Below are 14,947 nucleotides of genomic sequence, written 5' to 3' on the forward strand. Positions count from 1 at the left end.
GCGGGGATCGCGAGCGCGGCGCAGCCGGGCGAAGCGGGTCCCCGCCATCAAGCCCCGTGGCGATCGCAAGCGCGGCGGTCGGCTGTAGTCACTGCGCGGCGGTCGGATCTAATCAATAGATGGATGTCACCGTCGTCGGCAGCGGGCCCAACGGGCTGAGCGCCGCCGTGATCTGTGCCCGCGCGGGACTGAAAGTGCGGGTTCTCGAGGCACAACCGACCTTCGGTGGCGGTGCGCGCACCGCTGCCGACACCGAATTTCCTGGCGTCTCACACGATGTGTGCTCCGCGGTACACCCCCTCGCGCTCGCATCGCCCTTCTTCGCGGAATTCGATCTGCGTGGGCGCGGGGTCGCGTTGACCGTGCCGGAGATTTCCTATGCCAACCCGTTGCCGGGGCGACCTGCGGCGATCGCCTATCGCGACCTCTCGCGAACTTGCGCCGAGTTGGACGAGGGCGAGTCCTGGCGACGCTTCCTCGGACCGCTGGTGTCGAACGCGGACGCGGTCGTGGCATTCCTACTCGGCGATAAACGGTCAGTGCCCAGATCCTTGCCGACCGTTGTCCGGCTCGGGTTGCGGATGTTGACCCAAGGCACCCCAGCGTGGGGCGCACTGGCCGGCGAGGATGCCCGCGCCTTGTTCACCGGCGTTGCGGCGCATGCGATTACACCTTTGCCGTCGCTCGCCTCATCGGGCGCGGGGCTGATGTTGGCGACACTCGCTCATGCGGTCGGATGGCCCATTCCGGTAGGCGGCACTCAGACGATCTCCGACGCGCTGATCGCCGATCTGCGCGCCCACGGCGGCGAGCTCACTGCCGGCGTCGAGGTCACCGAGGCGCTCGACGGTGTCGCGCTCTTCGATACCGCGCCGACCACACTGTTGGACGTCTACCGTGACTCTATTCCTGATCGGTACGCTAATGCGTTGCGCCGCTATCGCTTTGGTTCCGGGGCGGCCAAGGTGGATTTCGTGTTGAGCGACGACATCCCTTGGTCCGACCCGCGGCTCAACCAGGCGCCGACCCTTCATCTCGGCGGCACCCGTCAGGAAATGGCGCAGGCGGAGGCAGACATCGCAGCCAGGCGTCACGCCGCCGCGCCGATGGTGCTCGGCGCGCTGCCGCACCTCACCGATCCCGGCCGGATCGACAGCCAGGGACGCCGCCCGTTCTGGACCTACGCTCACGTGCCTGCCGGATCCACCGACGACGCAACCGAATCGGTGACGCGCGTAGTGGAACGATTCGCACCAGGCTTCCGCGACGTCGTGGTGGCGGCCCGCAGCGTGCCGGCCGCGCGAATGAGCGAGCACAACGCCAACTATGTCGGCGGCGACATCAGCGTGGGCGGCAACTCGGCGGTGCGTGCCCTCGCCGGCCCCACCCCACGGGTGAACCCTTGGAGCACACCGATTCCCAAGGTATACCTGTGTTCGGCGGCCACGCCACCCGGCGCCGGGGTGCACGGCATGGCCGGTTACTACGCGGCCCGGACGCTACTGCGTCGCGAATTCGGCATTCGGGAAATGCCCGACCTGGCTCCGTGATTCGGTCAGGCGTCCAGAACGCGTGTCACCGAAGCGGACGCTGCCCCGGTCATAATTGGTCGACGTCGTTCTCGCCGCGACGTTGTCCGATGACGAAGAGGGCAGATGTCGACGTCGCGAGGTGCCCATCTTGTGCGCGCGTTCGGAGATCACTTCTCGCCCGTTAGCGCACCTTTCGTCCGCCGATTTCCAACGGATCGAGAGCGAACGTATATGCGGGTCCCATGCCCGGCAGCCACCCCGCACCGGACGGAGAATCGTCAGACGTCAGCGTGGGTTTCGGGTCGGACAACCCCACAAGACCTAGGAATTGCGTGACCGCTGACAGGCGTGATCGAACACAATCTGGCCCATCACACTGAACGGACCCGGGAAACCCGCACAGCATCACATACCGCGGACAAGGCGCGGGCTCTTTGCCCTGAGATGCTGAATGTGTTTGTTCCGCGGCGACGCGAAGGCGCTCATGACCATCATCGAGATGATGTCCTCGGATTGAGTACCGCGACACTGATTTCGTAGTGCCAAAGGCGTTTCAGCCGATCCCACTGGTGAGGTGCGAGCGTCGAAGAGGGCGGCTAAGCTGCCGCCGTGCAGCAGCATCTCCGCGTCGATCCCGGTGCTCTGCAGACTCTGACCACCCGGTGGGGCGCGTTGGTAAACGACCTTAACGCGACGGCGCCGACGGGCCTGGGTTTGTCGTGTCAGGCCAGCGCTGCGGCAGTCAGCGGTGCCTGTGGCGGATGTCACAGCTTTTTCAGCGGCGCTGGCCGCTCGTGTGGGCCTCCGGGCCAGCTACGTCGCCGAGGCTGAGACTGGCTACCTGGCCAACGAGGCCACTTCGGCGAACATGCTGGCCGCCGTGGCGCAGCCGGCGAACTGCGACTAGCAATGTCAGCGGTCGCCGCATTACCCACCCTTGCGCAGCTGTTGGCCTGGCCCACCGAACATCTCACCCAAGCCGCTAACCACTGGGAGGCTGTCGCCGGGCGCTGCTACGGGGTGGCTAACCAGGTCTGGCGAGACGCGCTAACTGTGGATTGGCAAGGCGCGGCAGCCGATGGGCTGCGAACCGAGACGCATTCCGACATGCTCACCACCAGCGCGGCGGCCGATCAGTTGCAAGAGGCGGCGAAGGTGGCCCGCAAGGGAACCTCCGACTTAGATGCGGCGCGCTCACGGGTACGTTACGCGGTCGAGGATGCCCGTACCGCCGGATTCGATGTTGGCGAAAACCTGTCGGTCACCGACCGCTCCAGGAGCGGGACGACCGCGCAGCGCGTGGCCCGTCAAGCCCAAGGGCAAGCCTTTGCCGACGAAATCCGGCAGCGTGCAGCTCAACTGGTCGTACTCGATCAGCACGTGGCCGGTAACGTCACCGCTTCCGTAGCTGGCATCCGCGACACCTTCCCGCCGATGTCTGCCCGCGCTATGCCGCCAAAGCCAACCCAGGTCCAAGCCGTCGACCACCACTGGAAACAAGACCCAGCACCGGCGCCCACGCCCGAGCCAGTATCGCCCAACGGCCCAACTGCCGACGATATCCGCCGAGTGCTGGACAAACTGCCACAAGGTGGGAATCCGCGGGTCAGGGAAGTCCGTTCACCGGCGGATCTTGAAAACCTGTGGAGGTGGGCCCAACAAAACGGAGTGGAAATCCCGAACGGCTACGGCGATCCCAGCAAAGGCATCCGGTACCAGCTGCCAGACGGCACGATAATCGGGCAGCGCTGGTCTGCGGAGTCGACCAGGAAGCCGGTCCTTGATTTCGATATCCCCAGTCCGGGTGGCTATACGAAGGTGCACATCAATCCGCGGGGCGGCGTGCCCGACATTCCAGCACCCCCCAGGCCGGCGCCACCCGCGACGCCTCCTGCTCGCACGCCGGTCGAACCTCCAACCGTCACGCGTCCACCCGCCGCGCCGGCGCCCGGCCGCGCACCGCCAATAATCGGTATCGGCCCGCTACCGCCAGAATCCGTCCCACACCCTGTTCACCCACCGCACAGCCACCACGGACCCCCGGTGCTGGGCAAAGACGAGCTACCCGACTTGGACGAATTTACCCCGGGATGACGTCAACGCCGTTGACTCCCCTGGTCCCGCAACCACGACAGCCCAAACACAGTGCCCAAGCATGGAGAATCATGACTCAACCCGATCAGAACAGGCACGCAGAGCGCCAGCCTGCATCGACCGTACAAGACAGGCTGCGCGCCGAGCTGCTCACCAGTGCGCTCTACGATCTGGTGCCGCTGGCGGAGGTGGAATCGGTGATCATCCACGACAACCTCGCTGCAACCCTTTCGGCCCAACAAGAGTTGGCTTTGCGAACCATCCGATCGCTCTTGGAAGACGAGCTCATGGAACTCGGGTACCTGCCCTACCCGGGCGAAAAGTTCGCAGGATGGGACCTCTCGATCGACGCCGCCATGGACCGCGTCTACGATCTCTTCGTCCGCCACTACGACGAGCGCACATCGTGGGACCTTACGATCTGGCTGGGACTGACTCCCGCTGGAGAACGCCAAGCCCACAGACTCCAGGGTGAAGCAGCTGATTAGCTGTCCGGCGGCATGCACATGAACGGTATGAGCCAGGCAAGTCGACGCTGTTCGTCCCGGTGCAGGAGTTTCGACGGCGCTGGGCGGCCGCCGAGTGGACGAATCCCGTCGCGGGAGAATGGTCTGCCGGGGCTGACGTTCTCGGCAGCGCTTCACGCGGAACAGCGCGGGATACGTTGGGGGGGCGAGGTTGGGTGATATGCCACACGCACTCATTGGCGGGAGCAACTGTCATTGCTCCGGTGCGATTGGCTGAACGGCCGGAGCAGGAACCCGGATGTGGAAACGAACGGGTGGATCGACAAACGGTGACGGCCCACCTGTTCATCGTCCACGGCGACCTGACGACGATTGCTTGCTGAGGTGGCCGAGCGCCTCGCCATATCCGTCGAAGAAAAACTCTTGGTGCTCAAACGGCGAGGCCCGGTTCATTAACTGGCGGAGCATGCGGACGAGGTGAGGTCACCGGTCTGCTTACGCTGACACCATGACGAAACTCGCGATCATCTACTACTCCGCGACGGGCCACGGCACCTCCATGGCGCAGCGCGTTGCCGCGGCGGCCGAAGCCGCCGGCGCCGAAGTCCGCGTCCGCCACGTCGCCGAAACCCGCGACCCGGCATCGTTCGCACACAACCCCGCCTGGACGGCAAATTACGAAGCAATCAAAGATCTTCCGGCCGCCACCGGCGCCGACATCGAGTGGGCCGATGCGGTGATCTTCGGCTCCCCCACCCGTTTCGGCTCGGTTGCCTCGCAACTCAGGGACTTCTTGGACGGCCTCGGCGGACTGTGGGCCGCGGGCAAGCTCGCAGACAAGGTGTATGCGGGCTTCACCTCGTCGAACACTCTGCACGGCGGGCAGGAGACCACGTTGCTGACGCTGTATGTCACGCTCATGCATTTCGGTGGCATCATCGTGCCACCCGGATACACCGACCCGCTGAAATTCGTCGACGGCAATCCCTATGGGGCGAGCCTGGTTTCGACCCACGACAATATCAACGAGTTCGACGAGGCGACGGGCGACGCGTTGGACCACCTGGCGCGCAGGGTGGTGTCGACCGCAGACCGGCTGAGCTCGTAGCCCCGCCGCGGCACTGAACCTACGCACACGACACGCCGCGGTACGTGTGCCAGGTTTCAATCTCGAGGAAGCGCGAGCCCAGCCGAACGCCCGGGCCAGTAGATCGGCCTCGACACTGAACCCACGCCGACGACACGCCGCAGCGGGTGTGCGCGAGTTCAGTTTCGGCGAACCGCCTCACCGCCTGGCCTGAGGCCGCGCGAGCAGACGCAAAAGCCCCTTGGAACGAGCGTTCCAAGGGGCTTTTGCGTCTGCTCGGCCCAGAAACTAAGCCGTCTCGGTGATCGGCCGGTCGACCCAGCTCATCAGGTCGCGCAACTTCTTCCCGGTGACCTCGATGGGATGCTCGGCGTTCTCCTTGCGCAACCGCTCGAGTTCCTTGTTGCCGCCCTCGACGTTGGCGACCAGCTTCTTGACGAAGTCGCCATTTTGGATGTCGCGCAGGATCTCCCGCATCCGCTCCTTGGTGCCGGCGTCGATGACGCGCGGGCCCGACAGGTAGCCACCGAACTCCGCGGTGTCGGACACCGAGTAGTTCATCCGGGCGATACCACCCTCGTACATGAGGTCGACGATCAACTTGAGCTCGTGCAGCACCTCGAAGTACGCCATCTCCGGCGGGTAGCCCGCCTCGACCATCACGTCGAAGCCGGTCTTCACCAATTCCTCTGTCCCACCGCACAATACGGCCTGCTCACCGAACAGGTCGGTTTCGGTTTCGTCCTTGAAGGTGGTCTTGATGACGCCGGCGCGGGTGCCGCCGATGGCCTTGGCGTAGGACAGCGCCAGCGCCTGGCCGTTGCCGGTCGGGTCCTGCTCGACGGCGATCAGCGCCGGGACGCCCTTGCCGTCGACGAACTGACGGCGCACCAGGTGGCCGGGGCCCTTGGGGGCGACCATCGCGACGGTGACGTCGGCGGGAGGCTTGATCAGGCCGAAGTGGATGTTGAGGCCGTGTCCGAAAAACAGTGCGTCGCCGGCCTTCAGGTTGGGTTCGATGTCATTGGTGAAGATTTCGGCCTGCGCGGTGTCCGGCGCCAGCAGCATGATCACGTCGGCCCACTTGGCCACCTCGGCTGGGGTGTCGACCTCGAGGCCCTGCTCCTCGACCTTGGCGCGCGACTTCGAGCCTTCCTTCAGACCCACCTTCACCTCGACGCCGGAGTCACGCAGGCTCAGCGAGTGGGCGTGGCCCTGGCTGCCGTAACCGATCACGCCGACCTTGCGGCCCTGGATGATCGACAGATCTGCGTCGTCGTCGTAGAACATCTCTAATGCCTGCGGCACGGGTATTACTCCTTCTTGTCTAACAGCTGAAACCTATTTGGCGGTGCTGATGCCGCGCGGCCCGCGGGCCATCGACACCACACCCGATTGCACGATCTCGCGGATACCGAACGGCTCCAACACCCGCAGCAGCGCCTCCAGCTTGCCGCGGTTGCCGGTGGCCTCCACGGTCAGCGATTCCGGGGATACGTCAATCACGTTGGCGCGGAACAGATTGACCGCTTCGATCACCTGGCTGCGGGTGCCGGCGTCGGCGCGCACCTTGATCAGCGCCAGCTCCCGGTCCACCGAGTTGTCAACGTCTTGCTCGACGATCTTGATCACGTTGATCAACTTGTTGAGTTGCTTGGTGATCTGCTCGAGCGGTGTCTCCTCGGCGGAGACGACGATGGTCATCCGCGACATGTCCTTCTGCTCGGTGGCACCGACGGCGAGGGACTCGATGTTGAAACCGCGCCGGGAGAACAGCGCCGCCACGCGGGCGAGCACACCGGGTTTGTCTTCGACCAGAACCGAAAGGGTATGCGTCTTAGGCGAAGCCGAACCGTTGGTCATCAGGCGTGCCCTTCGGTGATGTCGTCGAACAGGGGGCGGATGCCCCGTGCGGCCTGGATCTCGTCGTTGCTGGTGCCGGCGGCGACCATCGGCCAGACCTGCGCGTCGGCGCCGACGATGAAGTCGATCACCACCGGGCGGTCGTTGATCTCGCGCGCCCGGTTGATCATCTCTTCGACGTCTTCCTCACGCTCGCAACGCATTCCGACACAACCCAGCGCTTCGGCCAGCTTGACGAAATCCGGGATGCGGTGCGAGTGGGTGGCCAGGTCGGTCTGCGAGTAGCGCTCTTCGTAGAACAGGGTCTGCCATTGGCGCACCATGCCCAGGTTGCCGTTGTTGATCAGCGCCACCTTGATCGGGATGCCTTCGATGGCGCAGGTGGCCAGTTCCTGGTTGGTCATCTGGAAGCAGCCGTCGCCGTCGATCGCCCACACCTCGGTGTCCGGCAGTGCGATCTTGGCACCCATAGCCGCCGGGATGGCGAAGCCCATGGTGCCCAGGCCGCCGGAATTCAGCCACGTGCGCGGCTTTTCGTACTTGATGAACTGCGCCGCCCACATCTGGTGCTGACCGACGCCGGCCACGTAGATGGCGTCCGGGCCGGCGATCTGACCGAGCTTCTCGATCACGAACTCCGGGCCCAGACTGCCGTCGCTCTGCGGGTCGTAGCTCAGCGGATACGTCTTGCGCACACCCTCCAAGTACTCCCACCACTCCGTCATGTCGAGATTGCCTGGTGTGTCGTAGTGGCGCAGCATCTCGATGAGGTCGGTGATGACGTTCTTGACGTCGCCCACGATCGGCACGTCGGCGTGCCGATTCTTGCCGATCTCGGCCGGGTCGATGTCGGCGTGGATGACCTTGGCTTCGGGAGCGAACGATTCGAGCTTGCCCGTGACCCGGTCGTCGAAGCGGGTGCCCAGCGCGATCAGCAGATCGCTGCGCTGCAGCGCGGCCACCGCTCCCACCGTGCCGTGCATGCCGGGCATGCCCATGTTCAGCCGGTGGCTGTCCGGGAAAGCACCCCGCGCCATCAGCGTGGTGACCACCGGGATGCCGGTCAGCTCGGCCAGCTGGTGGAGTTCCTCGGTCGCCTCGCCGCGGATGATGCCGCCGCCGACGTAGAGCACCGGCTTGCGGGCGGCCACGATCAGCTTGGCGGCCTCGCGGATCTGCCGGCTGTGCGGCTTGGTGTTCGGCTTGTAACCGGGCAGTTCCATGCGCGGCGGCCAGCTGAACGTGCACTGGCCCTGCAGGACGTCCTTGGGGATGTCGACCAGGACCGCACCGGGGCGCCCGGATGCGGCGATGTGGAAGGCCTCGGCGATCACGCGCGGGATCTCGTCACCGGTGCGGACCAAGAAGTTGTGCTTGGTGATCGGCATCGTGATGCCCGAGATGTCGGCTTCCTGGAACGCGTCGGTCCCGATCAGCTGCCGCCCGACCTGACCGGTGATGGCGACCACCGGGATGGAGTCCATCTGCGCGTCGGCCAGCGGGGTGACCAGGTTGGTGGCGCCGGGGCCCGAGGTGGCCATGCACACTCCGACTCGACCGGTGGCATGCGCGTAGCCGCTGGCGGCGTGGCCGGCGCCCTGCTCGTGACGCACCAGGACGTGGCGTAGCTGCTGGGAGTCGAACAGCGGGTCATAAACCGGCAGGACCGCGCCGCCGGGGATGCCGAAGATGACGTCGACGCCGAGTGCCTCCAGCGACCGGATGACCGCCTGTGCACCGGTAAGTTGATGCGGCGCAATACGTTTCGGTTGACCGGTGGCCGGCTTGGCCGCCGCTTTCCCGGCGTCCGAGGCGATTTCGGCTGCCTCTTGGGACGCGGGCGTCGCGGCCGGTGCCGCTGGCTTGGTGGGTGCGCTCACTGTTTCCTCTTCGGTATTTTTCGGCTGTGGCGTCTCGGGGCAAGAAAAAACCCCCGCCAGCTGGGCTGCTGTACGAGGGCTGCGTTGGTGCTCGATAGAGCTAGTCAGGCACCAACGCGCCGACTAATTACTACGAGCATTCCAGACTGCATAACGTCCGACGGTAGCCTTCGCACTGCTCAACCGTCAAATCCGGGACCCGGGATCGAGTGTGCGATGTCGGCCTCGCGTGTGCATGGTGGGCTGGAAGCAAGGCGGATAACCGCCACCGTTGCACGCCCGAAGCCATGTCGGCACACTCGAAAGCCGGCCGCGCACCCGGCGCGAAGCGACCCGAAACGCACGCGGTGCAATGATGCGAGGGTGGTTACCGAATCCCCTGTGGTCATCAAGCTGTCGCCGATGGCGCATATCGCCGTCGGGTTTCTGACGCTGTGCCTGCTGGTTCCGGTGACGGCCTTCCCGCTCAGCGCCCCGATTCTGGTGATTCCGGTGCTGTTGTCCGCGTTGATCATCCGGCTGCGCACCGTCGCCGACGAGCGCGGCGTGACGGTGCGCACGCTGCTGGGCAGCCAGTCGGTGGCCTGGGAGGACATCGACGGCTTGCGGTTCCACCGCGGTAACTGGGCGCGCGCGCATCTGAAGAACGGCTCGGAGCTGCGCTTACCCGCGGTCACTTTCGCGACGCTGCCGCAGCTGACCGAAGCCAGCGCGGGCCGGGTGCCCAACCCCTACCGCTGAGCCGCTCAGGCGATCCTGTCGAAGCACTCGTCCATGTTGTTGAGGACCCCGCCGCGGAACGCCAGAACCCGGGTGAAGCCGGCAGGCATGTTCGCACCGTTGACGTCGCTGGCGGCGATGCCGTTGATCAGTAGTCCGATGATCGCCTTGTCCAGGTCACCGGCGGTCAACACCAGCTGTTTGCCGGAGGGGATTTTGACGGGCTGAGCCATGTTGCGCTGCGCTGCCCCGGTGAGGCACGCCGTCCGCACCGCGCTCACGGGAGTGTCCAGCGGCAGCCCCCGTTCGTGCTGAATCGCCAGGACGTATCGCGAGGCGACGATGGACATCGCGGTGTTGTCGCCCTGCAACATTTGTGGGTCCGTCATCCCTTTCCGGCCACCGGGCTTGCCGAGTTGCTGCAGAACGGGCAGATCGGCGGAGACGGTGTTGGTGGCCGGACAGTAGGAAGCACCCTGGGTTGTCTGAGCATCCGAACAAATCGTGGTGCCGAAGGACAATGTGGGCGGCGCTTTCGGCGAAAATACCGCGTTGAGTATGTCGATCAATGTCTCTACGGTGCCGTTGTCGATGGCCACTTCACCCGCGTCGGTTTCGCCTGAGGAGTCCGTTTGCAGTGCCAGCGGCTCATCGCCCCGTCTTTGTTTGATTTCGTTCATGTCGATCTTGGCGCACGTCGCGGATCCGCTGGCGAAGCCCATTTGGAAGGCGCTGACGCGATCGAGCCCGGTCCCGTGCGCCTGATCTTCGGTCTGCTCGAAGTCAGCCTCCGACATGATCGGGTCCGACGTCTTGAGCATCCCGGCGATCAAGTGGCTCAGCGCATCGCCGGTATTCACCGTGAATCGTGACGAATGGCCTTCGGCCACCCACCGGATGTACACACCCGCGAAACAATCCGCCTGCTGCTCTGCTACCAGCGTCGGCGTGGTCCTGATGTCGATCAATCCGCCGTTGAATTGCAGCGCGTGCCCGAACTCGTGGGCAAGAATTCCGACCACCGACATATCGCCGAAGTATTTCTTGGCCGCCGGGAACAATTGTCCGCGATCCCACAGCACGAGGTTGCAATTGAAGGCATACGACGCGTTGATGAGTTTGTAGGTCTTGGAACGGCACACAATGGGGCTGCTCGGATCGGTTGAATCGTAGGAAACCACCGTGCCGACGGCCTTGAAGGGTTTCTTGGCTGCGTCCGGCCAATTGTTCTTCCAGAATTCCTCGATGTCGTTGAGCGCCAGCATGCCCAGGCGGTCGATTTCGCCGTTGTCGGTGTTCTTCACCGTGCCGGTCGGCTGCGGCGCGTCTGCGCGCGGTCCGCTGGGACCCTCACTCACGGGCAACCCCCCGGCGGCGGCCGGGTCGTACAGCGCCGACACGGCACGTCCGTCCGCCATGCTCGTTTTACCGCCGCAGCCGGCCAAGCTCACCACCACGCACCCGATGACGAGCACCGCGAGGAAGGCTTTCACTTGCCACCACTCAGCTCGGGAAGGCCGACTTCATAGGTTCCGTTGTCGTCCTCGAAGGTCACCTTCAATTGACGCTGCTGACCTCGCACAGTGACGTCGCAAGTGAAGCTGCGGCCCTTCTTCACCGTCGGGTCCTGGCCGTCGTTGCATCTGACGTTGGTGATGTCGCCGTCGTTGTATCCGGTGATCCGGTTCAACAGGACTTGTTGAACCTCGGTTTGCACGCCGGCGACGGCCACCTTCTTGGTGTCACCGCCCACGGCCCCGGAGACCATAAGCACGACCGCGACCACGACCACGAGCGCCGCGGCGATCGCCCCGCCGATGAGCCAGGGTTTGCTCTTAGAGGCACTCTTTTTCGGCGTCTGCTGGGCGGGTGGAGGGCTGGGCTGACCCCACTGTCCCGGCGGGGGCTGACCCCACTGGGTTCGGCTCGGCGGTGGATATCCCCGCCACGGATCGGGCCGTTGCGGCCATGGGGGCTGGTTGACGTCGCGGGGTGTGCTCACGGTCTCCCCTAGGGTCGAACAACTCCGAGGACACCGCCCGCGATGTGGTCAACCGGCCGTTTCGGCCTGCAGCGCAGGCAAGTGGTCGGCTCTACGCTAGGCCATTCACTCCCGGCGGGCGCGGCGGTTGGCTAAAACGCCAGCCGTATCAGGCCAGTGGATTCACCCCGTTGAGCAGCACCCATACCGCGATCCCCGCGGCGATGCCGGCCAGCAGCGCCACGAACGACCCGATGAAGGGCCGGGTGGCCCAGCCCCTTCCCGCGTCCAGGCCGTAACGACCGGGACCGGACAGGATCACGGCGACGGCCATGACGATCAGGCTGATCTGGTATTCGTGCCCGTCCGGCAGGAAGTAGGTGAAGGTGTTGGTGCGCGGCCGCGCCGAGGCGGACGCGAGTAGACCGTTGAGCAGGAATGCGAGAGCGCCCGCGGCTGCGATCGGGGTGAACAAGCCCAACACCAGCAGCACTCCCGCGACGATCTCGCCGCCGGCGCTGACGTACGCCAGGACGTCGGAGTGCTGGAAGCCGATGTCGTGCAGCGAGTTGCGGAATCCGTTCAGGCCAGACCCGCCCCACCAGCCGAACAGTTTCTGCAGTCCGTGCGCGATCAGCACTGCGCCCAGGCCGACCCGCAAGACCAGCAGCCCGAAGTTCTGGGTGCCGCGCCGCGCGGCGGCCCGCTGCCGCTCGTCTTCCTCGTCGATGTCGATGGCTGCCGGAGCGGCCGGGATGTGCCGGCTGGTCGGTTGCGCTTGGGGTTGCACGTACGGCAACGGCTCCTGCGCGTCCAACAGGTTGTAGGACGAGCCGCCGGTCTGCGGTTCGTACGGCGGGATGATCGTGGTGGTGCCGGTGTTGGCGAAGTTGCCCGAGTACCCAGCAGGGGTCAGGTCATCTTCGGGGTCGACCAGGCTTGCCGAGGCGGGACGGCTGGAGGTTGGCACCGCGGGACTGTCCGGCCGCTGCCAATGCGAGTCATTCGAACTGGTCACTCGTGTCAGGGTAAGGGCAATTTCGCCCGAAGCTGGGATTTGTGCGGCGCTTTGGCCTGTTAAATCCGCAGTTGGATCACTGAAATGATCCGACCGGCCCCTGAGACGGGCCCGCTGTTGGCGAGACACCGGCATTACGGCCCCACGGTATAGCTGCTGGACCCGCCGGAACCGCCTAGCAAACCGACCCCGATGACGGAGACCCCGCCGCCGCCATGGCCTCGCGGGCCAACCGCGACTTGCCGACTCCCGCCCGGCCCGCCAGCGCCACCCCCGCGCGGCGACGTCGGCGATCGAGCGCAGCACGACGCCCTCGTCACGGCCGGTCCAGCCAATGATCGAGCAGGTAGCAAATCCTAGAGAACCATCGGCCTCCTCTAGCGACAATCGCCGCACCCAGGGCGTTTGCTCGACGAATGCCCTGGACTCGGCGGCAGGTGGCGGCCCTGACCGCCGATTCCGTAGCCTGTCGGTCATGCGGTTAAGGCGGTCGGTTCGGTGCGCGCTGGCTGCGCTGTCTGCGGCGGTGCTGGTGTCGAGTGGCTGCGCACGGTTCAACGACGCCCAGTCGCAGCCCTTCACCACCAATCCCGACCTGAAGCCTCCGCCCAGCTCCACGCCTCCCCCGCCGCCGCCATTACCGCCCACGCCCTTCCCGAAGGCGTGCCCGGCGCCCGGGGTGATGCAGGGGTGCCTGGAAAGCACGAGCGGCCTGATCATGGGTGTCGACAGCAAGACCGCGCTGGTGGCCGAGCGGACCACCGGTGCCGTCAAGGAGATCTCCGTCAGCGCCGAACCCAAGGTCAAGATGGTGATTCCGGTGGACCCGTCCGGTGACGGCGGCCTGATGGACATCGTGTTGTCGCCCACGTTCTCCCAGGACCGGCTGATGTACGCCTACATCAGCACACCCACCGACAACCGCGTGATCCGCATCGCCGAAGGCGACGTCCCCAAAGACATCCTCACTGGAATTCCCAAAGGGGCCACCGGCAATACCGGTGCGCTGATCTTCACCACCCCCACGACGCTGGTGGTGATGACCGGAGACGCCGGCAACCCGGCGATGGCCGCGGACCCGCGCTCGCTGGCCGGCAAGGTGCTGCGCATCGAGCAGCCCACCACGCTTGGCCAGGCACCCCCGACGACGGCGCTGTCGGGAATCGGCGCTGGCGGGGGCATGTGCATCGATCCCGTCGACGGGTCGCTGTACGTCGCCGACCGCACGCCCGGCGCCGACCGCTTACAGCGCATCACGAAGAAGTCCGAGGTCTCCACCGTGTGGTCCTGGCCGGACAAGCCCGGCGTGGCCGGTTGTGCGGCAATGGACGGCACCGTGCTGGTGAACCTGATCAACACCAAGCTGACGGTGGCGGTGCGGCTCGCGCCGAAAACCGGTGCGGTCACCGGGGAACCCGACGTGGTCCGCAAGGACACCCATGCGCATGCGTGGGCGCTGCGGATGTCGCCGGACGGCAACGTCTGGGGCGCGACGGTGAACAAGACCGCAGGTGACGCCGAGAAGCTCGACGACGTGGTGTTCCCGCTGTTCCCGCAAGGTGGGGGCTTCCCGCGCAACAACGACGACAAGACATAACGGCTCTCCTCGCGACCAGACGCAAAAGCCCCTTGGAACATGTGCTCCAAGGGGCTTTTGCGTCTCTTCGCGGGCACCCGCCTCAGAACGGTGCGTTCAGGGTGAACCGCATCCCGTACTTGGACTGCTCCGTGGTCCGTTCGCCGGTGTACAGCCGCTGCTGCGCTTCCTGGCCCGGCTCGTACTCGTCATCCAGATCGGACAGATACAGCAGCTCGTCGGCATTTTCGGGAGCCCAGGTGGCGACCGGCTCCAGCAGGTAAGCCACATGGTCGGCGACGGGGCTGCGGCTCACGGTCCGGCCGACGAACCAGGCGGCAGCGTCGTCGAGGATCGGCATTCCCAGGGGCCCGGCGCGCCAGGAGCAGCGCGCGAACGGATCGTCGGGACGGTTGCCGAACAGTTCGGCCAGCACGTGCTGACCACGCGGCAGCACGTGCACCGCCAGGTACTCCGACCGGCTGCCCACGTCATGGGCGTCGCTGTCGCAAGGCAGACCGACCATGAAGCTCGGGGGCTGCACGCTGGTCTGGGTCCCGAAGGCAACCAGGCAACCCGACGGAAGCCCGTCGGCCGCGGTGGTCACCACGAACACCGGAGAGTCCAGCATCGACATCATGTCGTCGAACGGTTCACCCATCACCCCACCATGATGGGTCCGCCGGAGCCGCCGCGGGCTCTTTCCGACCCTTTTCCTACCGAAGTCCT

General features: G+C 65.6%; 14 protein-coding genes. 7 read left to right on the forward strand and 7 right to left on the reverse strand.

Going from position 1 to position 14,947, the window contains the following annotated elements; translation table 11 throughout:
• The first annotated feature begins 119 nt into the window (after positions 1–119).
• The 5 genes from AWC08_RS06215 (at position 120) to wrbA (ending at position 5,201) form a co-directional block, all read left to right on the forward strand.
• Positions 120–1,550 (forward strand): phytoene desaturase family protein, encoded by a 1,431-nt coding sequence (locus tag AWC08_RS06215; RefSeq protein ID WP_069432613.1) that lies wholly within the window; start codon positions 120–122, stop codon positions 1,548–1,550.
• Between the two features lie 730 nt (positions 1,551–2,280).
• Positions 2,281–2,439: a hypothetical protein gene (locus AWC08_RS34990; RefSeq protein WP_244906478.1), complete on the forward strand. Its 159-nt coding sequence runs from the start codon at positions 2,281–2,283 to the stop codon at positions 2,437–2,439.
• A gap of 2 nt (positions 2,440–2,441) precedes the next feature.
• Positions 2,442–3,626: a hypothetical protein gene (locus AWC08_RS34995; protein ID WP_142283433.1), complete on the forward strand. Its 1,185-nt coding sequence runs from the start codon at positions 2,442–2,444 to the stop codon at positions 3,624–3,626.
• A 71-nt stretch (positions 3,627–3,697) separates the two neighbouring features.
• On the forward strand, positions 3,698–4,114 hold the full coding sequence (locus AWC08_RS06230; RefSeq protein ID WP_065134454.1) for a hypothetical protein: 417 nt from the start codon (positions 3,698–3,700) through the stop codon (positions 4,112–4,114).
• 487 nt (positions 4,115–4,601) lie between these two features.
• The gene (gene wrbA / locus AWC08_RS06235; protein WP_069432614.1) at positions 4,602–5,201 is read left to right on the forward strand and encodes an NAD(P)H:quinone oxidoreductase; all 600 of its coding nucleotides are present in this window, start codon (positions 4,602–4,604) and stop codon (positions 5,199–5,201) included.
• Positions 5,202–5,468: 267 nt separating this feature from the next.
• Here wrbA and ilvC read toward each other — a convergent pair whose 3' ends face one another.
• Genes ilvC through AWC08_RS06250 form a run of 3 tightly spaced genes read right to left on the reverse strand, consistent with a single transcriptional unit; the run spans position 5,469 to position 8,860 of the window.
• Positions 5,469–6,470, reverse strand: coding sequence for a ketol-acid reductoisomerase (gene ilvC / locus AWC08_RS06240; protein ID WP_065134452.1), 1,002 nt, complete (start codon positions 6,468–6,470; stop codon positions 5,469–5,471).
• A gap of 51 nt (positions 6,471–6,521) precedes the next feature.
• A complete protein-coding gene (ilvN, locus tag AWC08_RS06245; RefSeq protein ID WP_069432615.1) occupies positions 6,522–7,043 on the reverse strand; it encodes an acetolactate synthase small subunit in 522 nt (173 codons plus the stop codon).
• Positions 7,043–8,860 carry an acetolactate synthase large subunit gene (locus AWC08_RS06250; RefSeq protein ID WP_232007728.1) on the reverse strand — a complete coding sequence of 606 codons (1,818 nt, stop codon included), beginning with the start codon at positions 8,858–8,860 and terminating at the stop codon, positions 7,043–7,045. Before AWC08_RS06250 ends, ilvN begins: the two co-directional genes overlap by 1 nt.
• A 465-nt stretch (positions 8,861–9,325) precedes the next feature.
• On the opposite strand from AWC08_RS06250, the gene AWC08_RS06255 reads away from it, so the two are divergent.
• A complete protein-coding gene (locus AWC08_RS06255) occupies positions 9,326–9,664 on the forward strand; it encodes a PH domain-containing protein (protein ID WP_065134471.1) in 339 nt (112 codons plus the stop codon).
• A gap of 5 nt (positions 9,665–9,669) precedes the next feature.
• On the opposite strand, the gene AWC08_RS06260 is transcribed toward AWC08_RS06255, so the two are convergent.
• The 3 genes from AWC08_RS06260 to AWC08_RS06270 all read right to left on the reverse strand — a co-directional run bounded on the left by AWC08_RS06260 (position 9,670) and on the right by AWC08_RS06270 (position 12,642).
• Positions 9,670–11,136, reverse strand: coding sequence for a neutral zinc metallopeptidase (locus AWC08_RS06260; RefSeq protein WP_069432617.1), 1,467 nt, complete (start codon positions 11,134–11,136; stop codon positions 9,670–9,672).
• On the reverse strand, positions 11,133–11,645 hold the full coding sequence (locus tag AWC08_RS35000) for a DUF4333 domain-containing protein (RefSeq protein WP_142283434.1): 513 nt from the start codon (positions 11,643–11,645) through the stop codon (positions 11,133–11,135). The genes AWC08_RS06260 and AWC08_RS35000 overlap by 4 nt, the downstream gene beginning before the upstream one ends.
• Before the next feature lie 148 nt (positions 11,646–11,793).
• Complete coding sequence (locus tag AWC08_RS06270; protein WP_069432619.1) at positions 11,794–12,642, reverse strand: DoxX family protein; 849 nt, start codon at positions 12,640–12,642, stop codon at positions 11,794–11,796.
• 475 nt (positions 12,643–13,117) lie between these two features.
• On the opposite strand from AWC08_RS06270, the gene AWC08_RS06275 reads away from it, so the two are divergent.
• Complete coding sequence (locus tag AWC08_RS06275; protein ID WP_065134446.1) at positions 13,118–14,239, forward strand: PQQ-dependent sugar dehydrogenase; 1,122 nt, start codon at positions 13,118–13,120, stop codon at positions 14,237–14,239.
• 82 nt (positions 14,240–14,321) lie between these two features.
• Here AWC08_RS06275 and AWC08_RS06280 read toward each other — a convergent pair whose 3' ends face one another.
• Positions 14,322–14,879, reverse strand: a complete 558-nt coding sequence (locus AWC08_RS06280) for a flavin reductase family protein (protein WP_178132173.1) — start codon at positions 14,877–14,879, stop codon at positions 14,322–14,324.
• Positions 14,880–14,947 lie beyond the last annotated feature (68 nt).

Source organism: Mycobacterium gordonae, assembly GCF_002101675.1.
In the GTDB taxonomy this organism is placed as follows: domain Bacteria; phylum Actinomycetota; class Actinomycetes; order Mycobacteriales; family Mycobacteriaceae; genus Mycobacterium; species Mycobacterium gordonae.

Coding starts and splice junctions, on each gene's coding strand:
- AWC08_RS06215 (WP_069432613.1), top strand. CDS start 120: ATGGATGTCACCGTCGTCGGCAGCGGGCCCAACGGGCTGAGCGCCGCC.
- AWC08_RS34995 (WP_142283433.1), top strand. CDS start 2,442: ATGTCAGCGGTCGCCGCATTACCCACCCTTGCGCAGCTGTTGGCCTGG.
- AWC08_RS06230 (WP_065134454.1), top strand. CDS start 3,698: ATGACTCAACCCGATCAGAACAGGCACGCAGAGCGCCAGCCTGCATCG.
- wrbA (WP_069432614.1), top strand. CDS start 4,602: ATGACGAAACTCGCGATCATCTACTACTCCGCGACGGGCCACGGCACC.
- ilvC (WP_065134452.1), bottom strand. CDS start 6,470: ATGTTCTACGACGACGACGCAGATCTGTCGATCATCCAGGGCCGCAAG.
- ilvN (WP_069432615.1), bottom strand. CDS start 7,043: ATGACCAACGGTTCGGCTTCGCCTAAGACGCATACCCTTTCGGTTCTG.
- AWC08_RS06255 (WP_065134471.1), top strand. CDS start 9,326: ATGGCGCATATCGCCGTCGGGTTTCTGACGCTGTGCCTGCTGGTTCCG.
- AWC08_RS06275 (WP_065134446.1), top strand. CDS start 13,118: ATGCGGTTAAGGCGGTCGGTTCGGTGCGCGCTGGCTGCGCTGTCTGCG.
- AWC08_RS06280 (WP_178132173.1), bottom strand. CDS start 14,879: ATGGGTGAACCGTTCGACGACATGATGTCGATGCTGGACTCTCCGGTG.